Below are 25,616 nucleotides of genomic sequence, written 5' to 3' on the forward strand. Positions count from 1 at the left end.
GGTAACCGCTTTTCGAACCGGACCCCGGAAACGCCCCGCGGCGGACCCGGTCCCCCTATTGTCGAGCCGACCACGCCGTCGCCCGTGCCCGCCCCATCCTCGAGGAGCTCTGGATGCAGCAGCGTCGATGGACCGTTCGTTCGCTCACCGCCGCGGCGGCCGCGGCTGTCGCCGTGGCCGTGCCCGCCCACGCCGTCGCGGAGCCGGCACCCCCGGGATTGCCGCCGGATGCGCTGCGGGCGGCGGCCGCCGCGGATTCCCCCGAGGCGCTGCGGGCGGTGGAGTCCCTGCTCGACGCGGCCCGCACCCCGGCGTTGTTCGAGCCGCCGCCGCGCAACACGCCGCAGCCGTTCATGCAGCCCGCCCCCACGTTCGGGCTCGGCTGCGGCGGCGGCTTCACCCCGTACGCGATGACCACCGGCTGGGCCCAGCCCGGCCCCAACGCGGTGCCGCCCGTGCAGATCGGGCAGTTGAAGATCTTCGTCTCCCCCACGATCCCCACCCTGCCGGCGCGGGCCGACCTGAAGTTCGTATGGCTGAACATGGAGAACTTCCGCGGCGGCGTGGCCACCCTCGACGACACCGTCGGCGGGGTGCCGCAGCTGTCGAAGACCCTCGACACCGGCACCGGGCCGGTGCTGTCGGCACTGTTCGGTTCCGTGCAGTACGTCGACGGCACCTTCTGCCAGGTGGTGTACACGATGGGGGCGTTCTTCGCCTGAGGCCGCCGCCGGCTCGGCGGAGCCCGGTTCAGCGGAGCCGCTCGGCGGCGCGAGCCAGGCGCACCAGGTCGGCGCACAGCGGCGCCAGCTCCTCCGGACCCGCGCCCTCGCCCACCGCGGTCGCGACGTCCTCGGCCGCGCACCGCACCTCGAAGGCGCGGTCGGCGACCGCGCTCGCCTCGTCGGCGGTCAGGACCACCGCGTCCTCCGGCAGGCCCGCCTCCCGGGCGAGGGTGCGGTGCTCGTAGGCCCGCTGGCGGCACGAGCGGCGGCAATAGCGGCGGCGGCGCCCGAGCGGGGCGTCGGCGACCGGCCGGCCGCACCAGAGGCAGTTCTCCGGTTTACGGGTACGTCCGGTCATGGCCGCACACCCTACCGGCCCGCGGCGCCGGAGCGGCCGGGGCAGCCCGGTAGAATGACCCGCGCCCACGGCCCCGGGGCGGTCGGGAACCGATTCGACCGCGCGGGCGTTGACAAGAGTGGTCGGCATCCGCCGATGTCGACCGCACTGTGGACGCTCGCTTCCCTCGGAGGCGAGCGCACCGGGCGGAGCACACAAGAGAGGACACCACCATGGCAGATCGTGTACTGCGAGGCAGCCGGCTCGGGGCGGTGAGCTACGAGACCGACCGTGACCACGATCTGGCGCCGCGGCGGATCGCCCGCTACCGCTGTGACAACGGCGAGGAGTTCGACGTTCCGTTCGCCGACGACGCGGAGATCCCCGGCACCTGGATCTGCAAGAACGGCCTGGAAGGCTCCCTGGTCGAGGGCGCGGCACCGGAGACTAAGAAGGTCAAGCCGCCGCGCACCCACTGGGACATGCTGCTCGAGCGCCGCTCCATCGACGAGCTCGACGAACTGCTCAAGGAGCGCCTCGAACTGCTCAAGACCAAGCGGCGCGGCGCCTGACCCGCCCCCACCGGCACCTCACGATGCCGCCCCCGGGATCCGTCCCGGGGGCGGCATCGCGTATCACGGGCCCCCAGGGGTCGGCCGTGTTGCGCGCACGGCACAAAAAGATCAAACGCCGACAGCGCCTTCGCGCGCGTGTCATCATGATCGAACACCGGCCGGATTCTCGGACCGGCGACCTCGGACGACGCGAAACGGAATGACCCACTGGGGTTTCGGGACGTGGTACAGGGGGCGAGAAGCAATGGACAACAGCAACGACCGCAGGGCCGGCGGCACCGCCGAATCCACGCCGGACCGCCTGCTCGACGGGCTGCGCACCGAACTCGACCGCGTCGATGCCCGGCTCCTCGACGACGTCCGGGACCGGCTGCGGATCTGCGCCCGCATCGCGCACCTGAAACAGCGGCACGCCATCCCGATGCTGCAGCCGGGGCGGATGCAGGTCGTGCACGACCGCGCGGAGACCTACGCGCACCGCAACGCCATGTCGCCCGAGTTCCTGCACTCGTTGTACGCGCTGCTCATCGCTGAGGCGTGCCGGGTCGAGGACCTCATCATCGACGGCACCGGCTCGGCGTCGGCCGAGCTGCGCGAGACCCGGACCTGAGGCCGGTCATGGCCGCGCCGCCGCCCGCCGGTTCGATCCGCACCCTGCTGATCGACAACTACGACTCGTTCACCTACAACCTCTACAGCCTGCTTGCGGAGGTCAACGGTGTTGCGCCCACGGTCGTCAGCAACGACACCCCGTGGGAGTGCCTGGACCTGGACCGGTTCGACAACGTCGTCGTCTCCCCCGGGCCGGGGCGGCCCGACCGGGCCCGCGACTTCGGGATCAGCTCCCACGCCCTGCTCGACTCCGGTCTGCCGGTGCTCGGGGTGTGCCTGGGCCACCAGGGCCTGTGCAACCTGTTCGGCAGCGACGTGGTGCGCGCCCCGCAACCGGTGCACGGACGGCTCTCGCGGATCCGGCACACCGGCACCGGGTTGTTCGCCGGCATTCCCTCGCCGTTCGCGGCGGTGAGATACCACTCGCTGGTCGTCGACCGGGTGCCCGACGAGCTCGAGGCCGTCGCCTGGACCGAGGACGGGCTGCTCATGGGGGTCGCCCACCGGACCCGTCCGCTGTGGGGGGTGCAGTTCCACCCCGAATCGATCTGCACCGAGTACGGCCGCGAACTGCTGGCGAACTTCCGCGACGCGACCCCGGCCCGGCCCCACCCGCCGGAGCCGGCCCTACCGCCAGCGCCGACGGCCCCGCCCCCGGCGCTGGTGCTCGAGAGCCGCCGGATCGCACACAACCCGGACCCGCAGCGGGTGTTCGAAGCGTTGTTCGCCGAGGGCCCGCACAGCTTCTGGCTGGACGGCAGTGCCGCCACCGAGCCGAACTCGCGGTTCTCCATCCTCGGGGACGGATCGGGACCACGCGCCGAGTTCGTCACCTACAGCGTCGCCGAGACCCTGGTGCGCGAACAGCGGGCCGGGGAACCGGTCGCCGAGTTCCACACCACCTTCTTCGACCACGTCGACCGTCGCCTCGCCGAGCGCACGGTCGCCCGGCGGGACGACCTGCCGTTCGCGTTCGCTCTCGGGTACGTGGGCTACCTGGGGTACGAGCTCAAGGCCGACACCGGCGGCCAGCTGGTGCACACGTCCCCCATCGCGGACGCGGCGATGGTGTTCGCCGACCGCGCGGTCGTGCTCGACCACGAGGCGCGCTGCTGCTATCTGCTGGCGTTGAGCGAGCGGACCGGTGAGCCGGCCACGACCGCGTGGTTCGACGAGACCGCCGCGGTGCTCGAGTCCCTGCCGGAGTCCGCCACGGCGCCGGCCACGGCGCCGCTGGTGCGGGCGGAGCAGGATCCGCAGGTGCGGTTGCGGCACGAGCCGCAGCGGTACCTCGAGCTGATCGCCCAGTCGATCGCCGAGATCCGCAGCGGCGAGACGTACGAGGTGTGCCTGACCAATGCGGCGACCGTGGAGCGCAGCGTGGATCCGCTGCGTACCTACGAGACGCTGCGGGAACTCAGCCCGACCCCGTACAGCGCCCTGCTGCGCTTCCCGGAGGTGTCGGTGCTCAGCGCCTCGCCGGAGAGGTTCCTGCGGATCGGCCCGGACCGGGTGGTCGAGTCGAAGCCGATCAAGGGCACCCGGCCGCGCGGCACCACCGAGGACGCGGACCGGGCGTTGCGGCAGAGCCTGCTCGACAGCGAGAAGGACCGGTCGGAGAACCTGATGATCGTCGACCTGGTGCGCAACGACCTCTCGCGGGTGTGCGTACCCGGCTCGGTGCACGTGCCGAAGCTGTTCGACGTCGAGACGTACGCGGCCGTGCACCAACTGGTCTCCACGGTCCGGGGCACGTTGCGCCCGGATGCGACCGCGGTGGACTGCGTGCGGGCCGCGTTCCCGGGCGGGTCGATGACCGGGGCTCCGAAGCTGCGCACCATGGAGATCATCGACAAGCTCGAGGACGGCCCCCGCGGCGTGTATTCGGGGGCGCTGGGATATCTGTCCCCGACGGGGGCGGCGGATCTGTCGATCGTCATCCGCACCATGGTCGCCACCGAGCACGAGGTGGGGTTCGGAATCGGCGGCGCCATCGTCGCGTTGTCGGATCCGGCGGACGAGCTCGAGGAGACGATGGTCAAGGCGGTGGCGATGCGCCGCACCCTGTCGGTGAACGAGTCGCCCGAGGACGGCCCCCGCGCGTGAACGCCGCGGCCGGTCCCGTGGTCGTCGCCGGCGGTGCCGGCGCGGTCGGCCGGATGCTGGTCGAGGCGTTCCGTCGCGACGGCACCGCCGTGGTGGTGATCGACCCGGCCGCCGGCGACGACCCGGCCGCGCTGCGCGGCGATGTCACCGCCCCCACGGCGGCGATGCGGGACGCGGTCCGGGTCGCTCCGGCAGTGGTGCTGGCCCTGCCCGAGACCACCGCACTCGCCGCCGCCGCCCCGCTCGGTGCGCTGCTGTCGCCGGCCGCGGTGCTCGTCGAGACGCTGTCGGTGAAGTCGGCGTGGGCGCGGGCCGTGCGCGAGCCGGGGTGGTCCGCGCAGTGCGTGGGGCTGAACCCGATGTTCGCGCCGGCGCTGGGCATGGCCGGCCGGCCGGTGGCGGTGGTCGAGCACCGGCCCGGCCCGGCGGTCGAGTCGCTGGTCGGGGCGCTGGGCCGGTGGGGTGCGCAGGTGGTGCGGCTGACGGCGGACGAGCACGACCGGGTCGCGGCGGCCACCCAGGCCGCCACCCACGCGGCCGTTCTGGCGTTCGGGCTGGCGCTGGGCCGGCTCGACGTGTCCCCGTCGGTGGCGGGGGCGACGGCACCGCCGCCGCACGTGCTGCTGCGGGCGCTGCTCGCGCGGATCACCGCCGGCGCGCCCGAGGTGTATCTCGACGTGCAGGCCGGCAATCCGCACGCGGCCGCCGCCCGGGCGGCGCTGCGCGCCTCCCTCGACGAACTCGACGCAGTGGTCGGCGCCGGTTCGGTGGCCGGGTTCGCGGACCTGCTGGCCCGGGCCGGAACGCCGCTGGGCGCGGACGCCGACCGGTATCGGGAGCTGTGTGCGGGACTGTTCGCGGAGCTGACGCACGAGGAAACGGAGAGCCGCCATGGCCGAGCCTGATCTGTCCGGGGCGCGGGGCCCGCTGCTCGCGCCCGCGCTGCCCGACCACGATCCGCACGACGTCGTCGAGAGCGCCGTCGTGCGGGGCCTGGCGCGGTCATGGGGGCGGCGCGCCACGGTCAAGAAGCGCGAACCCGATCTCGACGAGCTGTTCGATCCGACCCGGCTGGACTTCCCGGACGAACTCGTGCCGTTCCACGCCCACCCCGCGTACCGTGCCCTGGACGAGGAGCGCCGGGCCCGGCTGCGGGGCTGGGGGTGGATCGCGTACAACAAGAACGTCATGGACATCGAGCAGTACGTGGTCAACCCCGGCTTCGCGCTGATCACGACGGACTTCTTCGAGGTCGGACCGTCGGACACCGTCACCGCGGGGGTGCTGCAGGCGATGGTCGACGAGCAGTACCACACCCTGATGCATCTCAACGCGAGCGCGGTGATCCGCCGGCGTCGCGGCTGGCGGATGCCCGAGTCGGCGCTGCCGCCGTGCCGGACCGTGCGCGAGCACCGCGCCGCCGTCGACGCGGCGCCGGATCCGCGGGCGCAGGCCCTGATCCGGCTGGCGTTCACCACCGTCGCGGAGACGTCCATCAGCGCGTTTCTCGGGTTGATGACCGAGGACGAGGATCTGCAGCCGGTCAACCGCACGACGGTGGCCCTGCACCGGCGCGACGAGCTCAGCCACGCCTCCCTCGCGGCCGAGCTGCTGAAGATGGTGTTCACCGATCTCGGGCCCGGCGACCGGGCGCAGCTGGTCGAGGCCCTGGCGGCGGGCATCGAGGCCTTCACCGGCAGCGATCTGGGAACCTGGGCGGCGATCGTGGAGGCGGAGCGCGTTCCGGGCGGGCGGGAGATGCTCGCGGACACCGCGGCGGCGCCGCATCCGCGGCGGGTGGTGCAGGACTGCAGCGCGATCCGCCGGTTGTGCGCCGACCTGGGTGTCGCCGACGATCTGTCCGTCACCTGGTAGAACGACCGAAACCGAACGAACGATTCGAACGTTCGCAAAGATGACCCATTCGTGACCTCCGAACGTTTGTTTCGAACGTTCGGAGGTGTTCGCCCTGGTAACCTGCGGTCGTGAGCGATGCAGCCTCGTCGGGCGGCACACCGATCGGGGACACCCCGGCGACGGGCGGCCGCCGCAAGCAGTACGCCAACAGCGCCGAACGTGCGCGCGCCTGGCGCGAGCGTCAACGCCGGACCTCCGCCCCCGCCGGTGCCACCCCCTCCCCGGATCCGGCGCCGCCCCCGGCGGTACCGGATCCGGGGCCACCGGAGGCCGCGGCGGCCCGGATCGGCGCCGTGCCGGCAGCCCCCCGGGCGGCGGGGACGGGGGCGGTGGACTTCGAGGCGGCACGGCTGCGCACCGAACGCGACGAGGCGCTGCGGGCCGCGGCCGAGGCCTGGCAGCGCGTCGCCGAACTCGAGGCGGATCTGGCGATGGTGCGCGCCGAACTGGCCGACGAGCGGGCAACCCAGCTGCGCGAGGCGCGCGCGCACATCGCCGAGCTGCAGGTGCAGGTCGCCGAGCTGCGGCGCGAACGCGATCGTCGCACCGCGGACCCGGCCTGACGAACGTTCGGCGGTCCTGCTCGGTGCCGAACGATCGATTGCCCTAGTACCTCTTCTTCGAACGTTCGGCGCCGCCGGGTCCGGGACTTCCGGCCCTGTCGGGACCTCGTCGAGAGGAGTCGAATGGAGTCGGAACGACCTCCCCATCGATCCGACTCCCAGAGAGGAGCAGACATGTCCACTGTGCCAGCGCGCCGTCCCCGTTCGGTGTTCCCGGACCTGTCCGAGTTCTTCGACGCCTTCCCCTTCACCGGCCTGCGTCCCGCCCTCGGCGGCAACCTCATCCGCGTCGAGGACCGCGTCGAGAACGGCCGGTACGTCCTGCGGGCCGAACTGCCCGGGCTCGACCCCGAGAAGGACATCAACGTCTCGATCAACGCCGGGCAGCTCGAGATCACGGCCGAACGCACCGAGGAGAAGTCCGAGGGTGGACGCTCGGAGTTCCACTACGGCTCGTTCCGCCGTTCGGTGACCCTGCCCCCGGGTGCGAAGGACGACGACGTCGAGGCGTCCTACACCAAGGGCATCCTGACCGTGTCGATCGGTCTCGCCGAGCAGCAGGAGGCCGGGAAGAAGATCGAGGTCAAGAACGTCGAATGAGCCCCGGCAGCCGGGAGGGGTGCACGCCCGTCGGCGTCCACCCCTCCCCCCGGCCGCTGCTCAGCGGCGCAGCAGACCGCGCAGCTTCGTCCACCGGTTGCGCACACCCCACACGGTGACCTTGATCAGGGCCTCCTGCACGATGCTGCCGCTCATCTTCGACTCGCCGATGATCCGCTCGGTGAAGGTGATCGGCACCTCGGCGACGGTGAACCCGGCCTGCACGGCCCGCCAGGCGAGGTCGACCTGGAAACAGTAGCCGTGCGAGGCGACCGCGGCGAGATCGAGCTTCTCGAGCACCTCGCGGCGGTAGGCGCGGTAGCCGCCGGTGATGTCGTGGATCCTCACCCCCAGCGCGAGCCGCGAGTAGATGTTGCCGCCGCGGGAGAGCACCTCCCGGTGCCACGGCCAGTTCACGACCGTGCCGCCGGGCACGTACCGCGAGCCCAGCACCAGGTCGGCGCCCGCGTCGATCCGCTCGAGCAGCAGGTGCAGTTGCTCGGGGGCGTGGCTGCCGTCGGCGTCCATCTCCACCAGCACGGTGTAGCCGCGCTCGAGTCCCCAACGGAACCCGGCGATGTACGCGGCGCCGAGACCGTTCTTCTCCGTGCGGTGCATCACGTGGATGCGGCCCTCGCTCGCGGTGGCGAGACGATCGGCCACGTCCCCGGTGCCGTCCGGGCTGCCGTCGTCGACGATCAGCACGTGCGTGTGCGGCAGCGCGGCGTGCAACCGGCCGACGATCAGGCCGATGTTGTCGCGTTCGTTGTACGTCGGAATGATCACCAGGGTCCGGGCGCTCGGCGCACTGTCGTTCCCGGCCGGCGTCGCCGCTGCCATCGAAGGTCCTTCCTGTCGAACCGGCCGTGGACCGGTCATCTCGCGGTGCCGGCTGCGGCCGGCACGGTGGTGCCCCGCCCGCGCGAGCGCACCAGCGCCACGCCGACGGCGGCGACGGCACCGACGCAGAGCACGAGCTCCGGAATCGGTCCGAGCCGAGTAGCCAGCGTAGCCGTCGTGCGCAGCGGCACCTGCGCCACCAGCACCTCGGGCACGAACAGGGCGCTGCGCTCGGTGACCGTACCGTCCGCCGCGACCATCGCGCTGACCCCGCTCGTGGCGGCCACCACCACGGCACGGCCGTGCTCGACGGCCCGCACCCGGGACATCGCCAGCTGCTGGTAGGTCATCTCCGTGTCGCCGAAGGTGGCGTTGTTGGTGGGCACGGCCAGCAGCTGCGCGCCGGCGCGCACCGAGTCCCGCAGCGCCCGGTCGAACGCCACCTCGTAGCAGGTGGCCACGCCGATCGGGATGCCGGCGGCGTGGACGGTGCCGTCGCCGTCGCCGGGTACGAAGTGCCCGGCCCGATCGGCGTAGTCGGAGAACAACCGGAAGAACGAGCGGTACGGCAGGTACTCGCCGAACGGCTGGATGATGCGTTTGTCGTGCCGCTCCCCCGGCCCGCCGGCCGCGTCCCACACGATCACCGAGTTGGTGGTGGTGCCGTCCCCGTTGACCAGCACGGCGCCCACCAGGATCGGGGCGCCGACCGCGGCCGCCGCGGCGCCGATGTCGGCGGCCGCGTCGCGGTTGCGCAGCGGGTCGATGTCGGAGGCGTTCTCCGGCCAGATCACCACGTCCGGGCGCGGCGCGGTGCCGGCCCGGACCCGGTCTGCCAGCTCCAGGGTGCGGGCCACGTGGTTGTTCAGCACGGCCTTGCGCTGGGCGTTGAAGTCCAGTCCCAGCCGCGGCACGCTGCCCTGGATCGCGGCGACGGTGACGATGCGTTCGCCCGACTCGGGGGCGGGCAGCGCCGGCCAGGTCGCCAGCGCGAGCAGCGGCGCGGCGACGGTCACCGCGGCGGCCCGCAGCAGCGGTGACCGCTCCCGGTGCCCGCGGGCGTAGCGCAGGCCGGCGCGGCCGCACGCCCACAGGCCGGTGCCGGTCAGCGCCACGGCGAACGACACCAGCGGCGCCCCGCCGACCGCGGCGAGACCGACCAGCGGCCCGTCCGGCTGCCCGAACGCGAGCCGGCCCCAGGGGAAGCCGCCGAAGGGCACGCTCGCCCTCAGGTATTCGGTCAGGCTCCAGCCGGCCGCGATCCACACCGGGGCACCGGGCAGGGCACGCACTTGCACCGCGATCACCCCGAACAGGCCGACGAACACGGATTCGGCGGCCGCGAGCGCCAGCCACGGCAGCGGGCCGACGTACTCGCCGATCCACGGCAGCAGCGGCACGAAGAACCCCAGGCCGGCGAGGTAGCCGTAGCCGAAGCCGGCACGGCGGCGCCGCGTCGGCGCCGCCAGGATCGTGGTGAGCAGCGCGATGCCCAGCGGCGCGAGGAACCACAGCGGACGCGGCGGGAAACTCGTGAACAACAGCAGCCCCGCCGCGACGGCGGCGACGCTGCGGGCCACCACCGGCCGGGCGGCGGCGCGCGGCCCGATCACCGTGCGTACACGACGCGGCCGCGGTGCACGCTGCGCAGCAGCACCGGGTCGGGCGTGCCCGGCTCGAGGTCCGGCAGCGGCGCCACCCGCGACCGCGGGTCGGTCGACCAGCGCTGCACGCTGTCCTTCGGGGCGCTGACCACGAGCTCGTCCGCCTCCCAGATCGCGTACGACGCGGGCGCGCCGGGGTCGAGGGTGCCGGCGACTCCGTCGCGCACCCCGCCGGCGCGCCACGCCCCGCGGGTCGCGGCGGCGAACGCGGCGCGGGGGGAGATTCCGCTGCCCGGGGTGCGGTGGTGCACGGCGGCGCGCAGCATCGGCCACGGCCGGGCCGCGGTGACCGGTGCATCGGAGCCGAAGGCGAGCGACATGCCGGTCGCGGCGAGCGGTGCGAACGGGTTGAGCCCGGCGGCGCGGTCGGCGCCGAGGCGGGTGGCGTACAGCCCGTCCGGCCCGCCCCACAGCGCGTCGAAGGCCGGTTGCATGCTGGCGATCACACCCCAGCCGCCGAGCCGGGCGGTCTGCTCGGCGGTGACCATCTCGAGGTGTTCGAGCCGGTGCCCGCGGGCCGCGACGGCCGGGCCGCCGAGCTCGGCGACGACGGCCGCGAACGCCTGCACCGCGGCGTCGACGGCGGCGTCGCCGATGACGTGGAAGCCGGCCTGGATGCCGGCTTCGGTGCAGGCCCGCAGGTGCGCGGCCATCTGCTCGACGGTGAGGTAGGCGGTGCCGCAGCAGTCGGGGCGGTCGGTGTAGGGCGCGGCGAGCCACGCGGTGTGCGACCCGAGGGCGCCGTCGACGAACAGGTCGCCGCCGAGGGCGTGGCCGCCGGTCGCGGCGAGGAGCGCGCGGGCCTGGTCGGCGGTGGTGACGGCCTCGCCCCAGTAGCCGCGGACCTGCACGGCGTGGTCGGTGGCGAGCAGTTCGGCGAAGTCGTCGCGGCCGGCGATGTCCGGGCCGCCGCACTCGTGGACGGCGACGATGCCGTGTGCCGCGTAGTCGTCGAGGGCGGCGGCGCGGGCGCGGGCCCGCTGGGCGGGGGTGAGCAGGGCGCGGGCGGCGGCGCGGACGGTGTGGTGCGCGGCCGCGGTGAGCGGACGCTGCGGGTGGTAGCCGTCGAGTCCGACGAGGTCGGTGGCGGCGCGCAGCGCGGTGGAGGCGGCCGCGGAGTGGGCGTCGACGCGGGTGAGGTAGACGGCGCGGCCCGGGGCGGCGGCGTCGAGGTCGTCGGTCGTCGGTGCGGTGGGGTCGGGCCAGCGGGTCTCGTCCCATCCGTGGCCCCAGACGAGGGCGTCGGCGTGCCGGGCGGCGTGGTCGCGCAGCCGGTGCAGCGCGTCCTCGCGGGAGGGGGTGCCGGACAGGTCGAGGCCGGTCAGGGCCAGGCCGTGCGCGGTGACGTGGACGTGGGTGTCGACGAACGCGGGTGCGACGAACGCGCCGTCGAGGTCGACGGTCTCGGCGTCCGGGTGCAGGGCGCGGCCGGGCCGGTCCTCCCCCACCCACACGACCTGCCCGTCGGTGACGGCCATCGAGGTGGCGTCGGGGGCGCTGGCGCTGTAGATGCGGCCGCCGACGAGAAGCTGGGTGCGGGGGGCTGGGGAACTCACGGCTACCCAGTGTGCCCCGTCAGGGCAGGTGCGGGCGCTGCGGGGGGTCGACGATCTCCCCCTCGAGCACGGTGCCCGCGCCGGGTGTCGCGGCGCCGAGGCGCGGGGTGCCGACGACGGTGTGCTCGACGACCTCGCCGTCGACGACCACGAGCCGTTCGCCGCGGAATCCGCCGCCGCGGGCGGCGGCCGCGGCCACCTTGCGGGCGGCGACGGCCCGGACGGCGGGCCGCAGCAGGGCCCGGGTCGGGGGCAGCAGCAGCAGAATTCCGGCGGCGCTGGTGACCGGGCCGGGCACGAGGACGAGGGCGGCACCGACACCGATCAGGGCGCCGTCCGTGAGGGCACGGTCGGCGGCGCCGGCGAATCCGGCACGGTCGGCGGCGGTGCTGCGGACGCGGCCCAGGTTCTGCAGGGCACGCCGGCCCTGCGCGCCGAGGACGAGGTAGCCGAGGACGCTCACCCCGAGGAACAGCAGGATCGTCGCGCCGATGCCCAGGGTGGAGCCGAGCCAGGCCAGCACCCCGATCTCGACGACGACGTAGGCCAGGAACAGCAGCGCGATCATGGGGTGATCCTCCCAGGCGCCGGGGGCGGCACGAATGCGGATGCGACGGTCACACCCGGTCAACGAACGGCGCGGCGGTTTTGCTCCCGACCGCTGTGATCGAATGGCCGCGTGGGTGCGGGCGACTGGGCGGTTCTGATGGTGGCGGCGACCGCCGCGGGGTGGGTCGACGCCGTCGTCGGTGGGGGTGGGCTGATCCTGTTGCCGGCACTGTTCGTCGTCGCCCCGCAACTGACGCCGGCGGCCGCGCTGGCGACGAACAAGCTCACCGCCATCTGCGGCACCGGCGCGGCGGTGGTGACGTTCGCCCGTCGGATCCGGCTGCAGTGGCCGGTCCTGGCTCCGGCGGCGGCGCTGGCCGCAGTCGCGGCCGCGGCGGGTGCGGCGACGGTCTCGCGGATCGACAGGGACCTGTTCATTCCGATCGTGATGGTGGTGCTGGTGGCGGTCGCGGTGTTCGTGACGCTGCGACCGCAGGTCGGCACGACGCTGGCGCACGAACGCCCGACGCTGCGGCGCACGGTGCTGGTGGTGCTGCTGGCGGCCGCGGTGATCGGTTTCTACGACGGGCTGCTCGGCCCCGGCACCGGCACGTTCCTGATCATCGCGTTCGCGACGCTGCTCGGCACCGAGTTCGTGCGCTCGGCGGCGATGGCGAAGGTGATCAATCTCGGGTCGAACCTCGGGGCGTTGGTGTACTTCGCGGCGACCGGGCACGTGTGGTGGTCCCTGGGGCTGGCGCTGGCGGTGTGCAACATCGCGGGCGCGGTGGCCGGGTCGCGGACGGCGCTGCGGCGCGGCTCGGGGTTCGTGCGGGTGGTGCTGCTGACCGTGGTGCTGGTGATGGTGGTGCGGCTGGGATGGCAGCAGTTCGGTTGAGCCGGCGCACGGGCCGCTACGGTGTTGCGGGTGAGCACCGTCGACGCCGACTTCCTCGCCCTGCCGCTGCGGGCGCTCGCGGACGCCGCGCTGTCCGTCGCCCGCGCTGCGGGCGCCTCCCACGCGGATCTGCGGGTGCATCGCGTGCACAGCCAGTCGTTGAGCCTGCGGGACGGCGCCGTGCAGGCGGCCGTCGACAGTGTCGACACGGGGCTGGCCGTGCGGGTGGTGGTCGACGGCACGTGGGGGTTCGCCTCGCACGCCGAGCTGAGTCCCGCCGTCGCGGCGGCGACCGCGGGGCAGGCGATCGAGGTGGCCCGGGCGTTGCGGGCGCTGAACCGGGAACGGGTCGAGCTCGCCGACGAACCGGTCTACCCGGACGCGGTGTGGGTGTCACCGTACGAGGTCGATCCGTTCACGGTGCCCACCGCGCAGAAGGTGGCGCGGCTGACGGACTTCTCGCGGCGGCTGCTCGACACCGACGGGGTCGATCACGTGACGGCGAGCTGTCTGCAGATCAAGGAGCAGACGTTCTACGCGGACCTGGCCGGCTCGACGATCACCCAGCAGCGGGTGCGGGTGGCACCGCAGCTCGAGGCCACCGCCGTCGACCGGCGCACCGGCGAGTTCGAGACGATGCGCACCCTCGCCCCGCCGGTGGGGCGGGGTTGGGAGTATCTGGCCGGCGACGCGCACTGGCACTGGAACGAGGAGCTGGAGCGGATCCCCGGCTGGCTGGCGGAGAAGGCGGCGGCCCCCAGCGTGCAGGCCGGGCCGACGGACCTGGTGATCGACCCCACCAACCTGTGGCTGACCCTCCACGAATCGGTCGGGCACGCAACGGAATACGATCGGGCCATCGGGTACGAGGCGGCCTATGCGGGCACCTCGTTCGCCACCCCGGACGGGCTCGGCACGCTGCGCTACGGCACCGACGTCATGCACGTGACGGCGGACCGCACCGTCGCGCACGGGCTCGCCAGCGTCGGCTGGGACGACGACGGGGTCGCCGCCCAGTCCTGGGACCTGGTGCGGGACGGGATCCTGGTGGGCTACCAGCTCGACCGGGTGTTCGCGCCGCGGCTGGGCCTGGGACGCTCGAACGGCTGCTCGTACGCCGACTCGGCGCATCACGTACCGCTCCAGCGGATGGCGAACGTGTCGCTGCAGCCGGACCCGTCGGCCGACACGACCACCGCCGACCTCATCGCCCGGGTCGACGACGGGATCTACGTCGTCGGTGACAAGTCCTGGTCGATCGACATGCAGCGCTACAACTTCCAGTTCACCGGTCAGCGGTTCTACCGGATCCGCGGCGGCGAACTCGCCGGGCAGGTGCGCGACGTGGCGTACCAGGCCACCACGACGGACTTCTGGGGGTCGCTCGAGGCGGTCGGCGGGCCGTCGACCTGGCAGCTCGGCGGCGCCGTGAACTGCGGCAAGGCCCAGCCCGGTCAGGTCGCCCCGGTCAGCCACGGCTGCCCGTCGGCGCTGCTGCGGTCGGTGAACGTGCTCAACACACGCGCGGAGGGCGGGCGATGATCGAGGCGCAGGAACTGCTCGAGCGGGCGCTGCGCTGCTCGACCGCCGACGAGACCATCGTGCTGGTCACCGACACCGGCGAGGCGTCGCTGCGGTGGGCCGGAAATTCGATGACCACCAACGGGATCTCGCGCTCGCGCAGCTGGACGGTGATCGCGGTGCAGCGCGGCGACACCCCCCGCGTCGGGGTGGTGACGTCGAGCAGCGTCGACCCGGCCGACATCGCCCCGACCGTGCGGGCGGCGGGGGCGGCGGCCGCGGCGGCGTCCCCGGCCGAGGACGCGATGCCGCTCGTCGGCGGCGACGGCGTGCCCGGCGACTGGGCCGACGCCGCGGCCGGGACGGACATCTCGGTGTTCGGGCGGCTCGTCGACGATCTCGCCGCGGGATTCGACGGCGCCGATCAGCTCTACGGCTTCGCCCACCACCGGGTGTCGACGACCTGGCTGGGCACCTCCAACGGGGTGCGGCGCCGGTTCACCGAGCCGGAAGGATCGGTGGAGATCAACGGCAAGCGGGGCGGGCTGAACGGGGCCAGCGCGTGGGCCGGGGCCGGCACCCGCGACTTCACCGACGTCGACACACCGTCCCTGCTCGCGGAGCTGTCGCGGCGGCTGGACTGGGCGCGCCGCACGGTCGACCTCCCGGCCGGGCGCTACGAGACGCTGCTGCCGCCGTCGGCGGTGGCGGACCTGATGATCTACCTGATGTGGTCGATGGAGGGCCGCGGCGCCGAGGAGGGGCACACCGCGCTGTCGCGGCCCGGCGGCACCCGCGTCGGCGAACGGCTCACCGCGCTGCCGTTGACCCTGTTCTCCGATCCGGCCGCCCCCGGCCTGGAGTACGCGCCGTTCGTCGCGGCCACCGCCTCGTCGAACTCGGTGTCGGTGTTCGACAACGGGATGGACGCCGGGCGGGTCGACTGGGTGCGCGGGGGCGCGGTGCACGCGCTGGCGTACCCGCGGGCCGCGGCCGCCGAGTTCGGGGCGCCGGTGGCGGCGCCCGGGGAGAACCTGGTGCTGACCGGCGGCGGCGCGGCCGACGTGGACGAGATGGTAGCCCGCACCGAGCGGGGACTGTTGCTGACGACGCTGTGGTACATCCGGGAGGTCGACCCGGCGACGTTGCTGCTGACCGGTCTGACCCGCGACGGCGTGTACCTGGTCGAGGACGGTGCGGTGACGGCGGAGGTGAACAACTTCCGGTTCAACGAGAGCCCGCTGGATCTGCTGCGGCGCACCACCGAGGCGGGCCGCACGGAGCGGACCCTGCCGCGGGAATGGAAGGACTGGTTCACCCGCACCGCGATGCCGCCGCTGCGGGTCCCCGACTTCCACATGTCGTCGGTCAGCCGCGCTCGCTGAGCCCGGCGCTCAGGGCAGGGCGCGGTGGAACCGGGCCGGGCTGCCGACCTACGGGCTCGACGTAGTGTCCCCCGAAAATCGGGCGGATTTGGGCGAGAAGGCTCGTTCGATGTGGTCACCGCCGGATCCGACAAGTTCTTCGATGGAGTGGCTGTGTCACGGCCCTATCGGTTGGTGCGCAGCCAGACTGCGGTGTCCGGTGGCAGAGAACGGGCATCGGTCAGGGCGGCGGAGGCGAGCAGGACGGTTGCGTCCGGGTCGATCGCAACCGGTTGACGGGACAGGTTCACGACGCACCGAAACGTCGGTCCGCGGTCGAAGACGAGGGCATCGGTGGCCGACGGCTGCCAGCCGAAAGAGTCATCGCGCAGGGCGGGCAGTGTGCGTCGGAGTCGTAGTGCGGTGCGGTAGAGGGTGAGCATCGAATCGGGGTCGTCGGATTCGGCGGCGACGGTCTTCGACTTCCAGTTGTCGGGTTGGGGTAGCCACGGCTGGACGTGGTCGGCGGCGAACCCGAAGGGTGGGTGGTCACCGCTCCAGGGCAGCGGGACCCGGCATCCGTCGCGGCCGCGGATGGTGTGCCCGGACCGTTCCCAGGTCGGGTCCTGCAGCAGTTCCGCAGGGAGGTCGGTGACTTCCTCGAGGCCGAGTTCTTCGCCCTGGTAGAGGTAGGCACCGCCGGGCAGGGCGAGCATGAGCAGGGCCGCCGCGCGGGCGCGGCGGGTGCCGAGGGTGAGATCGGAGTCGGTGGCGGCGGTCAGGGTCATCGGCAGTGTGCTGGTTTCGGCGCGCCCGAATCGGGTGAGGTGGCGGGTCTCGTCGTGGCTCGAGAGCACCCAGGTGGTCGGCGCACCGACCTCGCGGAGCGCCTCGCGGCTGCGGTCGATGGCCTCGCGCAGTGCTGCCGGGTCCCAGCCGGCTCTGGGGAAGTCGAAGTTGAAGGCGGTGTGCAACTCGCCGGGACGCACGTAGCGGGCCAGACGTTCGGGGCTGCGGACGATCGCCTCGGCGACGAACATGCGGTCGGGGCCGTATTCGTCGGCGATGGTGCGAAACTCGCGCAGGATGTCGTGAAGTTCGTCGACATCCCAGTGCGGATTGTCGACCCACGTGCTGGATTCGAACCGGGCTCCCGGTGCGTGGCCGGCATCCGGCAGTCCGGGAACCTTGGCCATCGCCGACACGGCGTCGATGCGTATGCCGTCGACGCCGCGGTCGAACCAGAAGCGCAGAACGTCAGCAAATTCGGTGCGGACCTCGGGGTTGGTCCAGTCGAGGTCGGGTTGTTCGGGTGCGAACAAGTGCAGATACCACTGGCCGGCTTGTCCGTCCTCTCGGGTGGTGCGGGTCCAGGCCGGTCCGCCGAATGCGCTGATCCAGTCGTTCGGCGGGAGTTCGCCCGTGTCGCCGCGGCCGGCGCGGAAGAAGTACCTGGCGCGCTCCCGCGAACCGGGGGCGCTGCGCAACGCCTCCCGAAACCAGGGGTGGGTGTCGGAGGTGTGGTTGGCGGGCAGGTCGATGATGATGCGGAGTCCGGCAGCGTGGGCGGCGGCCAGCAGGGTGTCCGCGTCGTCGAGAGTGCCGAAGAGCGGGTCGATGTCGCGGAAGTCGGCGACGTCGTAGCCGCCGTCCGCCATCGGTGACGGATACCAGGGGGTGATCCAGATTGCGTCGACGCCGAGGTCGACGAGGTACGGCAGGCGCTCGGCGAGCCCTGCGAGGTCGCCGATGCCGTCGCCGGTGCCGTCGGCGAAGCTGCGCAGATACACCTGGTAGATGACAGCGTCGTGCCACCACTGTCGTGATGTGGGCATGGTTTCCCCTGCGGGTGGTGTGGGCGTGGTGGTGGTGTGGGCGGGCACGGTCAGCCCTTGACGGCGCCGGCGATCATCGCCTTGACGAAGTGGCGCTGGAACAGCAGGAACACCACGATGGTCGGGGCCATGATCAGCAGGGATCCGGCGTTGAGAAGGACGACGTCGGTCGAGTATTGGCCGACGAAGTTCTGCAGTGCGCCCGCCATGGTCCGCTTACCGGGGTCGTCGATGAGGACGATGGCCTGCAGGAAGGTGTTCCAGGTCCACAGGAACAGCAGCAGACACAGCGAGGCCAGCGCCGGGACCGCGAGCGGGATCTGGATGTGACGGAAGGCCTGCCAGGGGCCCGCCCCGTCCAGGGCCGCAGCCTCGGTGAGCTCTTTCGGCATGGACAGGAAATGGGCTCGCATCCAGAAGACGGCGAAGGGCGTGAACGTGCCGATGAGAACCAGGATGAGTCCGAGGCGGGTGTTGAGCAGGTTCATCTCGCGCAGCTGGTAGTAGAGCGGCACGATCGTCGCCTCCTTCGGGAGAGTCAACCCCAGCAGCAGGAGCAGGAAGACGACGGTGCCTCCGGGCACGTGCAGCTGCCCGAGCCCGTAACCGGCCATAGCAGCGAACAGCGCTGCGACGGGGACGACGCCGGCGACGAGGATGATGCTCGAGACCATCAGCGGTGTCACCTCCGCGACGCGCCAGGCGTCGAGGAAGTTGTGCCAGTGCGGGTTCGACGGCCACGACAGCCCGAGCGGGACGGTGCCCTGCGGTTGCAGTGCCGCCGACAGCATGCTGAGCAACGGCAGGATCGAGAAGATCATGGTGCCGAGCAGCAGGACGAGTCCGGGAATCCGTTGGCGAGCGGAGGTTTTCATGATCATTTCTCTCTGAAGAAGCGCTGGATCGGCAGGATGACCATCAGGATCAGGCCGGTGAGGACGACAGCGAGGGCGCTGGCGAGACCGACCCGGGATTCGGTGAAGCCGAGTTGATAGATCAGGACGCCGGGCACGGTGGTCGCGTAGCCGGGTCCGCCCTGGGTGGACATGAACACGATGTCGAAGCTGGCGAGGGCGGCGATGATGGTGACGGTGACGCAGACCCCGATCTCTGCCCGCAGGGCTGGAACGGTGACGTATCGGAAGGTGCTGAGGAAGCTGGCGCCGTCGAGCCGGGCGGCCTCGTAGATCGAGATGTCGATCTTCCCGATGCCGGCCATCAGCAGGATGGTGCAGAATCCGAGGCCGAGCCAGGTGCCGATGACGCCGACGGCGGGCAGGGCCCAGTCGAAGTCGCCGAGCCAGGAGCGGGTGAGCCCGCCCAGGCCGACGGCCGAGAGCAGTTGGTTCACGGTGCCGTTGGTCGAGAACATCCACACCCACGCGACCGCCGCGGCCGCGCCGGGAATGATCTGCGGTAGGAACAGCAGGGTGCGGGTGAGGGTTCCGAGGCCGCGTATGCGGATCTCCTGGAGCAGGGCAGCGACGAGAAGGCCGCCGATCACCGGGAGGACGGTGAAGAACAGGATGAGGAAGAACGCGTGCCCGATCGAGGACAGCAGCTGCGGGTCGGTGAGCACGCGGCGGTAGTTGCCGAGCCCCACCCAGCTGCCGACGGAGATGCCGTCCCAGTTGTAGAGGGAGTACCAGAGGGTGCTCAGCAGCGGCCGGAGGACGAAGACGGTGTACACCGCCGCGGCGGGCAGGACGAACAGCCATCCGGTCAGGGCCCGTTTGGCGCGGTGGCCCCGCCCCGGCCGGGTTGCGACGCGATGCGGGAACGCCCGGGTGGGGGATGTCTGGGGGGCGTGTGCGGTGGAGGTCATCTCAGGAGGTCCTGCTCGTATGCGGATTGGACGGCGGCCATCATCTCGCCGGGCGTGGTTCGGCCGGCGACGAGCATCTGGACCTGCGGTAGCCAGGTGCCGGACATGCCGTTGGTGGCGTTCTGGACGAATTGGACCTGGCCGTCGGCGGCGACCAGTATGTCGAAGGCCGCCTGGATCTGGGCGCCCAGCGATCCGGGTGCGGTGGCCGGGACCGGGCCGGTACCGGACGGGGCGAAGCCGGCGTCGACCACGACCTGCCGGCCCGCGTCGGAGCGGAGGAAGTCCAGGAAGGCTGCGGCGGCGTTCTTGTCGTCCGACCCCGAGGGTATTGCGAAGTTCGACACCGGGTCGGACATGGCGAGCACGGGTGACCCGGCGGGCGCGGGTGGAAGGGTGAAGCCGACGTTCTCGCCCATCTTGGCCTGTAGGGTCGCGGCATCCCAGTTCCCGGAGACATAGAACAGGGCCTCGCCCGCAGCGAACCGTCCGGCGGCGGCGGTGGCGTCGGTGCCGTTGGTGTCCGCGGGGAAGTAGCCCTTCGCTGCCCAGCCGGCCACCACCGCGGCCGCGTCGACCGCGGCGGGGGTGTCGAGGGTGGCGCCGGGCGCGTTGAAGACCCAGCCGTTGACCGCGTCCGGGCCGAGGGCGGTGTTCAGCATCATCTGGACCAGGAAGGTGACCTGCGCGCTCTTGTTGCCGGCCATGATCGGGATCAGTCCGGCAGTTTTCGCCGACGCCAGGGCATGCTCGAATTCCGCGACGGTGGTGGGCGGCTCGACCATTCCGATCCGGTTCGCAAGCTCCTTGTTGTAGTAGAGCCCGGTCACCGTGAACCCGCTGGCCATCGTGTACTGCGGGCCGGTGCCGCGGATTCCGTTCGCATCGACCCGGTACATGGCACTCTGCCCCGGCGGAAGCGTGTTCCAGCCGTAGGCGTCGGCCCACGGATCGAGGGCCGTGAGCTGGTGGTTGGCTACCGCGGCGGGCAGCGCGATGATCCGCGCGATGTCCGGCGGATTCTCCGACGCGAGCACCCGGGGGGCGTTGACGGCCTGCACCTCGTCCGGGTCGTAGCGCGGGGTGATGGTCACGTTCGGATGGCGCTCGGTGAACGCCGCGATCAGGGCCTCGTCGATCTTCTTCAACCCCGCACCGTCGTACAGGGTCAACTCGATCGGGTCGGTGCCGAGATCGATGTTCACCGGCACCGGGTCGGTCGGGACGGTCGCGGTGTTACCGCTGCCCGGCGGCGCGCACGCCACCACCGTCTGCAGGACCGCGGCGCCTGCGAGGGCGGCGAATCTGCGTGCCCGCCGGGCCGGGGTCGAGTGGTGTGAGTCCATAACTCCTCCGCGTTGAGATGCGCATCACATTTCGGAAGCGCTTCCGAAGCGTATGTCGGAAGCGCTTCCGAAATCAAGGTCGATCGGTCTACCATCGGGCTTGTGTCCAATCGACCTGCAGCGTTGAGCCTCAGCGACGTCGCCCGGGAAGCCGGGGTCTCACTGACGACGGCTTCACGCGCCCTCAACGACTCGTACGGTGTGTCCGCGGCGACGAAGGCGAAGGTCCTCGCCACCGCCCGCCGTCTCGACTACGTCGTCTCCCCGGATGCGGTCCGCCTCGCCGGCGGCCCGACACGACGGGTGGCGCTGGCCGTCCCCCACCTCGAGCGCTGGTTCTTCGGCGAGATGGTGAGCGGCATCGAAACGGTGCTCTCCGCGGCCCACTTCGACCTGTTGCTGTACCAGGTCGGCGGCCCCGACGACCGCCACGACTTCTTCACCCGGCTGCCCGCCCGCCGGAAGGTCGACGCCGTCGTGGTGGTCGCATTCCCGGTCGACCAGCACGAGCAGGAACGGCTCGCCCTGATGGGCGTCAGCATCATCGCCGCCGGCGGGCAGAATGCCGACTACCCCTACGTCTGCATCGACGACTATCGTGCCGGCCGCCTGGCCGTCGACCACCTCCTGGAACTGGGCCACCGGCGCATCGCCATGATCGCCGCCCACGACCCGGACCAGCCGGGCTGGCCGGCCCGCCCGGGCCGCTCGGCGGCGTACGTCGACGCCCTGACCGAGGCCGGGATCGCGGTCGATCACGCTCTCATCCGCGACGTCGACTGGGGCGGCCTCAACGCCGCATCGGCGATGGCCGACATTCTCGACGCGGCCCCGGAGCGCGCCCCGACGGCGGTGTTCGCGCACAGCGACGAACTCGCCCTCGGCGCGATCAGAACCCTGCGCCGCCGGGGCCTGCGGATACCCGACGACGTCTCCGTGGTCGGGATCGACGATCACCCCCTCGCCGCACTCACCGACCTGACCACGGTGCACCAATCCGTCCGCGAGCAGGGCGAGATCGCCGCCCGCCTGGTCCTCGAAACGCTGAATCCCAGCCCCACCGCGGACGGCGGCGTACCCACCGCCGTCACGGCCCCGGTGACACTCACCGTCCGCGCCAGCACCGGACCGGCGCCGGACCGAAGGCGGCCGACAGCGGCGACCGCAGACGACTCTCCGCGCTGAGAGCACGACGGTCGCGCCCCGATTGCCGAACACCCCAGGAGACCTGATGCGCCTCGCCCTTCCCGACCACTGGGTCTGGGACAGTTGGATGACCGACGACGGCACCGACTACCACCTGTTCTTCCTCCGCGCCTCGCGCGCCCTGCAGGACCGCGAACGCCGCCACTACCGTGCGGCCATCGGACACGCGACCTCGCGGGACGGCGAGCAATGGACCCTGACCGCCGACGCAGTGGCGGCCTCCGACGCCCCGGCGTTCGACGACCTCGCGACCTGGACCGGCTCCGTCGTCCGCGACACCGGCGGACGCTGGAGCATGTTCTACACCGGCGTGAGCCGGGCCGAGAACGGCCTCGTACAACGCATCGGCCGCGCAACCTCCTCGGACCTGGTCACCTGGACCAAGGACCCCGACCTCGTCCTCGAGGCCGACGGCCGCTGGTACGAACGCCTCGGCGAGGGCACCTGGCCGGACGAAGCCTGGCGCGACCCCTACGTCTTCGAACACGCCGGTCGGTGGCACATGCTGATCACCGCCCGCGCCAACTCCGGCGATCCCGAGGGCCGCGCCGTCGTCGGCCACGCCACCAGCAAGGACCTGAGCCACTGGCACATCCACCCCCCACTCTCGATGCCCGCCGGATTCGGCGAGATGGAAGTCCTGCAGGCACACACCGTCAACGGGAAACCGGTCCTGGTGTTCTCCTGCGCGCCCAAGAACACCAGCGTTCACGCCGGGCACCAAGCGGGGACCTGGATCGCCGAAGGACAGTCCCCGCTCGGGCCGTGGAAGATCACCGAGGCGGCGAACATCGACACCGCCGACCTGTACGCGGTGCAGATGCGGCGGACACGGGACGGCAACTGGACGACGTGGGGCTTCGACAACGGCGACGGACCGCAATTCGGCACCATCTCCTCCTCGAGTTACGTGCCGTTCACCGGTACCGACAGTTCGACCACGACGCCCTGACAGCACCGATACCCACACCACTCACCTCACTCGGATCGTCCGGCACGTTCCTGCCGGTGGAGGGACTCTCTTTTCTCATGGCAACCATCACGTACGACCACGCGACCCGACTGTTCCCCGGTTCGGACTGCCCCGCGGTGGACCAACTCGACCTGCACATCGAGGACGGCGAATTCCTCGTCCTGGTCGGCCCGTCCGGCTGCGGTAAGTCGACGTCGCTGCGCATGCTCGCCGGCCTCGAGGACGTCGACGGCGGTCGCATCACCATCGGCGGCCGCGACGTCACGCACGCCGAACCCAAGGAACGCGACATCGCGATGGTGTTCCAGAACTACGCCCTCTACCCGCACATGAGCGTCGCGGAGAACATGGGCTTCGCGCTCAAACTCGCCGGTACCGACAAGTCCGAGATCCGCCGCCGCGTCGCCGAGGCCGCCGACATGCTCGACCTCGGCGCGTATCTGGACCGCAAGCCGAAGGCGTTGTCGGGGGGCCAGCGGCAGCGAGTTGCCATGGGCCGCGCCATCGTCCGCCAGCCTCAGGTGTTCCTCATGGACGAGCCGCTGTCGAATCTCGACGCAAAGCTGCGGGTGCAGACCCGGACGCAGATCGCCCAGTTGCAGCGCCACCTGGGCACGACCACCGTCTACGTCACGCACGACCAGGTCGAGGCGATGACGATGGGCGACCGGGTCGCCGTCCTCCAGGGCGGGGTGCTGCAGCAGTGCGCGTCACCGCGCGAGCTCTACCACCGGCCCGCGAACGTCTTCGTCGCCGGATTCATGGGTTCACCGTCGATGAACCTGTTCACCGTGCCCGTCACCGACGGCGGAATCCGCTTCGGCGGGCAGGTGATTCCGGTGCCGCGGGACACCCTGGCGGCCGCCGGCCGGGAGGTTGTCTTCGGGATCCGGCCCGAGCACGTCGAGATCGCCGACTCCGGCGGACTGAAACTCGAGGTCGACGTGGTCGAAGAACTCGGCTCGGAAGCGTTCATCTTCGGACGCACTCAGGTGGGCGGACGGCACGAGCCAATGGTGGCCAGGGTCCACTGGCGAAATCCACCGGAGAAAGGCCAGGTCGTGCACGTCCGCATCGACCCGTCGCACGCCCACGTCTTCGCCACCACCCCCGGCGGCGCCCGGCTACCGCACTAGCAGCACAGCTGTCGAGGGCTTCGTGCCTCGCACCCCGGACGGCCGGCATCGGATGTGCGCCGACGCGCTCTCAGCCGTGCCCGGGGGCCGGGGTGCCCGTCTCCGGAGCGGTGGCGCCCGCGTCGACGGCGCAGGCGATGCCGACGGTGCCGGCGCGGCCGCGGCGCAGCACGCTGCCCTTGACCGTGAGCCACCCGAGGATCCCGTATCTGCGGGCGATCACGGCCCGCGCCCGCTCGGTGCCGGCGGCATCGAGCACGGTGGCGGTGCCGGGGACCGCGTCGCTGCGCGGGTTGCCGCGCACGTCGCACACCGCGAGGGTGATCCGCGGATCGCGGCGCAGCCGCTTGACCTTGTACGAGTCGGTGACGGTCCACACCAGCAGCCGGTCGGCGTCGGCGGCCGCCCACACCGCGGTCGGCACCGGGGTGCCGTCCTTGCGGAACGTGGTCAGCAGCACGTACTTCGCGGCGGCGAGGTCGGCGAAGGTCGGGGTCATGGGGCACACCCTACGGAAAACCGCGCCGCCGGCGCGCCGACCGGCGCCGTCTAGCCTGGAGGGCATGCCGCATGCCCATGATCCCGCCGTGGCCGACCTGGTCGAGGTGCCCCTCTCGGGGGGCCGGCTGACCGCGGCGCAGCTGCAGGTCCTCGCCGAACTCGCCCACGAGCACGCCGGGGGCACCCTCGTCCTCACCGCCGGCGGCCTCGGGATGCGCGGGGACCGCACCGAGCTCACCGCGCGGCTGACCGGTCACGGCTTCGACCTGCCCGGCGAGCACCGGCACCGCCTGCTCGTCTCGCCGCTGTCCGGTCGCATCGGCGGGCACGTGGACGTGTGGGAGACGCTGGCCGGGGTGCAGGACCGCCTCGACGGGACCGTACCGGACCGCGAGATCGTCGTCGGGATCGACGACGGCACCGGCGACATCGCGGCCCTGGCCCCCGAGGTGGGGGCGTTGGCGTTGCCCGACGGGCGGTGGGCGCTGCTGCTCGACGGCACCGACTCGGGGGTGCGCCTGCCCCCCGGCGACGTCGTCGAGGCGCTGGTCGCGGCGGCGCAGCGGCCCCGCCGCGCCGGCGTCGCCGCGACCCTCGCGGCCCTGGGCCTGGAGCCGTCGGAGCCGGCGGCGCCGCACCCGCCGGCCCCGGCCCGGCCCGTGGGATGGCTCGACCAGACCGACGGGGCGGTCACCCTCGGCGGCGGTCTGCCCGGGGCGGTGCTGGCGGCGCGGATGGCGGAGTTCCTCGCGGCCGTGGACCGCCCCCTGGTGGTGACGCCGTGGCCGGTGCTGTTGCTGTGCGACCTCGACGAGTGGGCCGCCGAACAGGTGGTGCGGGTGCTCGCCCCGATGGGGCTGATCTTCGACGCCGACTCCCCCGCCCTGCGCTGATCCGCGCCGCGGCCGCCGCATTCCGGGGTCGCCGCATTCCGGGGTCGCGCGGTCCGGGCGCGGCCTACCGTGAG

Annotated in this window: 24 protein-coding genes and 1 pseudogene; 15 read left to right on the forward strand and 10 right to left on the reverse strand. The window is 72.3% G+C overall.

Annotated elements, in window-relative coordinates:
* The first annotated feature begins 113 nt into the window (after positions 1–113).
* Positions 114–722 (forward strand): hypothetical protein, encoded by a 609-nt coding sequence (locus JYA75_RS17850; protein ID WP_006931068.1) that lies wholly within the window; start codon positions 114–116, stop codon positions 720–722.
* Positions 723–750: 28 nt separating this feature from the next.
* Here JYA75_RS17850 and JYA75_RS17855 read toward each other — a convergent pair whose 3' ends face one another.
* A complete protein-coding gene (locus tag JYA75_RS17855) occupies positions 751–1,083 on the reverse strand; it encodes a hypothetical protein (protein WP_006931067.1) in 333 nt (110 codons plus the stop codon).
* 212 nt (positions 1,084–1,295) lie between these two features.
* Between JYA75_RS17855 and JYA75_RS17860 the strand changes: the two genes are divergently transcribed.
* From JYA75_RS17860 to JYA75_RS17890, 7 genes are all read left to right on the forward strand, one after another.
* Positions 1,296–1,634: an RNA polymerase-binding protein RbpA gene (locus tag JYA75_RS17860; protein ID WP_006931066.1), complete on the forward strand. Its 339-nt coding sequence runs from the start codon at positions 1,296–1,298 to the stop codon at positions 1,632–1,634.
* 247 nt (positions 1,635–1,881) lie between these two features.
* Entirely contained in the window at positions 1,882–2,247 is a 366-nt protein-coding gene (locus JYA75_RS17865) for a chorismate mutase (RefSeq protein ID WP_006931064.1), read from the forward strand.
* An 8-nt stretch (positions 2,248–2,255) separates the two neighbouring features.
* On the forward strand, positions 2,256–4,355 hold the full coding sequence (gene pabB / locus JYA75_RS17870) for an aminodeoxychorismate synthase component I (RefSeq protein ID WP_029543800.1): 2,100 nt from the start codon (positions 2,256–2,258) through the stop codon (positions 4,353–4,355).
* Positions 4,352–5,260, forward strand: coding sequence for a prephenate dehydrogenase/arogenate dehydrogenase family protein (locus JYA75_RS17875; protein ID WP_029543798.1), 909 nt, complete (start codon positions 4,352–4,354; stop codon positions 5,258–5,260). The genes pabB and JYA75_RS17875 overlap by 4 nt, the downstream gene beginning before the upstream one ends.
* Positions 5,247–6,230, forward strand: a complete 984-nt coding sequence (locus tag JYA75_RS17880; protein ID WP_029543796.1) for a diiron oxygenase — start codon at positions 5,247–5,249, stop codon at positions 6,228–6,230. The genes JYA75_RS17875 and JYA75_RS17880 overlap by 14 nt, the downstream gene beginning before the upstream one ends.
* Before the next feature lie 110 nt (positions 6,231–6,340).
* Positions 6,341–6,835, forward strand: coding sequence for a hypothetical protein (locus tag JYA75_RS17885; RefSeq protein ID WP_029543794.1), 495 nt, complete (start codon positions 6,341–6,343; stop codon positions 6,833–6,835).
* 174 nt (positions 6,836–7,009) lie between these two features.
* The gene (locus JYA75_RS17890; RefSeq protein ID WP_006942502.1) at positions 7,010–7,435 is read left to right on the forward strand and encodes an Hsp20/alpha crystallin family protein; all 426 of its coding nucleotides are present in this window, start codon (positions 7,010–7,012) and stop codon (positions 7,433–7,435) included.
* A gap of 60 nt (positions 7,436–7,495) precedes the next feature.
* Here JYA75_RS17890 and JYA75_RS17895 read toward each other — a convergent pair whose 3' ends face one another.
* Genes JYA75_RS17895 through JYA75_RS17910 form a run of 4 tightly spaced genes read right to left on the reverse strand, consistent with a single transcriptional unit; the run spans position 7,496 to position 12,063 of the window.
* Positions 7,496–8,275: a polyprenol monophosphomannose synthase gene (locus JYA75_RS17895; protein ID WP_006942500.1), complete on the reverse strand. Its 780-nt coding sequence runs from the start codon at positions 8,273–8,275 to the stop codon at positions 7,496–7,498.
* Positions 8,276–8,310: 35 nt separating this feature from the next.
* Positions 8,311–9,888: an apolipoprotein N-acyltransferase gene (gene lnt / locus JYA75_RS17900; RefSeq protein ID WP_050035276.1), complete on the reverse strand. Its 1,578-nt coding sequence runs from the start codon at positions 9,886–9,888 to the stop codon at positions 8,311–8,313.
* Complete coding sequence (locus tag JYA75_RS17905; RefSeq protein ID WP_050035275.1) at positions 9,885–11,495, reverse strand: amidohydrolase family protein; 1,611 nt, start codon at positions 11,493–11,495, stop codon at positions 9,885–9,887. The genes lnt and JYA75_RS17905 overlap by 4 nt, the downstream gene beginning before the upstream one ends.
* A 19-nt stretch (positions 11,496–11,514) precedes the next feature.
* A complete protein-coding gene (locus JYA75_RS17910; RefSeq protein WP_006942494.1) occupies positions 11,515–12,063 on the reverse strand; it encodes an FxsA family protein in 549 nt (182 codons plus the stop codon).
* A 111-nt stretch (positions 12,064–12,174) separates the two neighbouring features.
* Here JYA75_RS17910 and JYA75_RS17915 point away from each other — a divergent pair, with 111 nt between their 5' ends.
* The 3 genes from JYA75_RS17915 to JYA75_RS17925 are packed head-to-tail and all read left to right on the forward strand — an operon-like array spanning position 12,175 to position 15,848.
* The gene (locus tag JYA75_RS17915) at positions 12,175–12,942 is read left to right on the forward strand and encodes a TSUP family transporter (protein ID WP_161994704.1); all 768 of its coding nucleotides are present in this window, start codon (positions 12,175–12,177) and stop codon (positions 12,940–12,942) included.
* Positions 12,943–12,972: 30 nt separating this feature from the next.
* The gene (locus JYA75_RS17920) at positions 12,973–14,484 is read left to right on the forward strand and encodes a TldD/PmbA family protein (RefSeq protein WP_168579668.1); all 1,512 of its coding nucleotides are present in this window, start codon (positions 12,973–12,975) and stop codon (positions 14,482–14,484) included.
* Positions 14,481–15,848, forward strand: coding sequence for a metallopeptidase TldD-related protein (locus tag JYA75_RS17925; protein WP_050035272.1), 1,368 nt, complete (start codon positions 14,481–14,483; stop codon positions 15,846–15,848). Before JYA75_RS17920 ends, JYA75_RS17925 begins: the two co-directional genes overlap by 4 nt.
* 164 nt (positions 15,849–16,012) lie before the next feature.
* Here the strand turns inward: JYA75_RS17925 and JYA75_RS17930 are convergent, their stop codons facing one another.
* From JYA75_RS17930 to JYA75_RS17945, 4 genes are read right to left on the reverse strand one after another with little or no spacing between them, the layout of a single operon-like run.
* The gene (locus tag JYA75_RS17930) at positions 16,013–17,662 is read right to left on the reverse strand and encodes a glycoside hydrolase family 13 protein (RefSeq protein WP_006945752.1); all 1,650 of its coding nucleotides are present in this window, start codon (positions 17,660–17,662) and stop codon (positions 16,013–16,015) included.
* A 50-nt stretch (positions 17,663–17,712) separates the two neighbouring features.
* On the reverse strand, positions 17,713–18,537 hold the full coding sequence (locus JYA75_RS17935) for a carbohydrate ABC transporter permease (protein ID WP_029543784.1): 825 nt from the start codon (positions 18,535–18,537) through the stop codon (positions 17,713–17,715).
* A gap of 2 nt (positions 18,538–18,539) precedes the next feature.
* Positions 18,540–19,487, reverse strand: a complete 948-nt coding sequence (locus JYA75_RS17940) for a sugar ABC transporter permease (protein ID WP_050035269.1) — start codon at positions 19,485–19,487, stop codon at positions 18,540–18,542.
* Positions 19,484–20,833 (reverse strand): extracellular solute-binding protein, encoded by a 1,350-nt coding sequence (locus tag JYA75_RS17945; protein ID WP_203329234.1) that lies wholly within the window; start codon positions 20,831–20,833, stop codon positions 19,484–19,486. The genes JYA75_RS17940 and JYA75_RS17945 overlap by 4 nt, the downstream gene beginning before the upstream one ends.
* Before the next feature lie 102 nt (positions 20,834–20,935).
* Between JYA75_RS17945 and JYA75_RS17950 the strand changes: the two genes are divergently transcribed.
* The 3 genes and pseudogenes from JYA75_RS17950 to ugpC all read left to right on the forward strand — a co-directional run bounded on the left by JYA75_RS17950 (position 20,936) and on the right by ugpC (position 24,148).
* The gene (locus JYA75_RS17950) at positions 20,936–22,018 is read left to right on the forward strand and encodes a LacI family DNA-binding transcriptional regulator (protein WP_239010464.1); all 1,083 of its coding nucleotides are present in this window, start codon (positions 20,936–20,938) and stop codon (positions 22,016–22,018) included.
* 16 nt (positions 22,019–22,034) lie between these two features.
* A pseudogene (locus tag JYA75_RS17955) lies at positions 22,035–22,991 on the forward strand (glycoside hydrolase family 68 protein); the annotation flags it as partial.
* 77 nt (positions 22,992–23,068) lie between these two features.
* Complete coding sequence (ugpC, locus tag JYA75_RS17960) at positions 23,069–24,148, forward strand: sn-glycerol-3-phosphate ABC transporter ATP-binding protein UgpC (protein ID WP_029543775.1); 1,080 nt, start codon at positions 23,069–23,071, stop codon at positions 24,146–24,148.
* 70 nt (positions 24,149–24,218) lie between these two features.
* On the opposite strand, the gene JYA75_RS17965 is transcribed toward ugpC, so the two are convergent.
* Entirely contained in the window at positions 24,219–24,647 is a 429-nt protein-coding gene (locus JYA75_RS17965) for a PPOX class F420-dependent oxidoreductase (RefSeq protein WP_102799909.1), read from the reverse strand.
* A gap of 64 nt (positions 24,648–24,711) precedes the next feature.
* Here JYA75_RS17965 and JYA75_RS17970 point away from each other — a divergent pair, with 64 nt between their 5' ends.
* A complete protein-coding gene (locus JYA75_RS17970) occupies positions 24,712–25,542 on the forward strand; it encodes a precorrin-3B synthase (protein ID WP_203329235.1) in 831 nt (276 codons plus the stop codon).
* The last annotated feature ends 74 nt before the right edge of the window (positions 25,543–25,616 follow it).

Origin of the sequence: Rhodococcus sp. PSBB066 (assembly GCF_017068255.1) — a bacterium.
Taxonomy (GTDB): Bacteria; Actinomycetota; Actinomycetes; order Mycobacteriales; family Mycobacteriaceae; genus Rhodococcus; species Rhodococcus aetherivorans.

Coding starts and splice junctions, on each gene's coding strand:
- pabB (WP_029543800.1), top strand. CDS start 2,256: ATGGCCGCGCCGCCGCCCGCCGGTTCGATCCGCACCCTGCTGATCGAC.
- JYA75_RS17895 (WP_006942500.1), bottom strand. CDS start 8,275: ATGGCAGCGGCGACGCCGGCCGGGAACGACAGTGCGCCGAGCGCCCGG.
- JYA75_RS17910 (WP_006942494.1), bottom strand. CDS start 12,063: ATGATCGCGCTGCTGTTCCTGGCCTACGTCGTCGTCGAGATCGGGGTG.
- JYA75_RS17965 (WP_102799909.1), bottom strand. CDS start 24,647: ATGACCCCGACCTTCGCCGACCTCGCCGCCGCGAAGTACGTGCTGCTG.
- JYA75_RS17860 (WP_006931066.1), top strand. CDS start 1,296: ATGGCAGATCGTGTACTGCGAGGCAGCCGGCTCGGGGCGGTGAGCTAC.
- JYA75_RS17945 (WP_203329234.1), bottom strand. CDS start 20,833: ATGGACTCACACCACTCGACCCCGGCCCGGCGGGCACGCAGATTCGCC.
- JYA75_RS17930 (WP_006945752.1), bottom strand. CDS start 17,662: ATGCCCACATCACGACAGTGGTGGCACGACGCTGTCATCTACCAGGTG.
- JYA75_RS17890 (WP_006942502.1), top strand. CDS start 7,010: ATGTCCACTGTGCCAGCGCGCCGTCCCCGTTCGGTGTTCCCGGACCTG.
- JYA75_RS17865 (WP_006931064.1), top strand. CDS start 1,882: ATGGACAACAGCAACGACCGCAGGGCCGGCGGCACCGCCGAATCCACG.
- JYA75_RS17970 (WP_203329235.1), top strand. CDS start 24,712: ATGCCGCATGCCCATGATCCCGCCGTGGCCGACCTGGTCGAGGTGCCC.
- JYA75_RS17925 (WP_050035272.1), top strand. CDS start 14,481: ATGATCGAGGCGCAGGAACTGCTCGAGCGGGCGCTGCGCTGCTCGACC.
- JYA75_RS17935 (WP_029543784.1), bottom strand. CDS start 18,537: ATGAAAACCTCCGCTCGCCAACGGATTCCCGGACTCGTCCTGCTGCTC.
- ugpC (WP_029543775.1), top strand. CDS start 23,069: ATGGCAACCATCACGTACGACCACGCGACCCGACTGTTCCCCGGTTCG.
- JYA75_RS17940 (WP_050035269.1), bottom strand. CDS start 19,487: ATGACCTCCACCGCACACGCCCCCCAGACATCCCCCACCCGGGCGTTC.
- JYA75_RS17850 (WP_006931068.1), top strand. CDS start 114: ATGCAGCAGCGTCGATGGACCGTTCGTTCGCTCACCGCCGCGGCGGCC.
- JYA75_RS17855 (WP_006931067.1), bottom strand. CDS start 1,083: ATGACCGGACGTACCCGTAAACCGGAGAACTGCCTCTGGTGCGGCCGG.
- JYA75_RS17880 (WP_029543796.1), top strand. CDS start 5,247: ATGGCCGAGCCTGATCTGTCCGGGGCGCGGGGCCCGCTGCTCGCGCCC.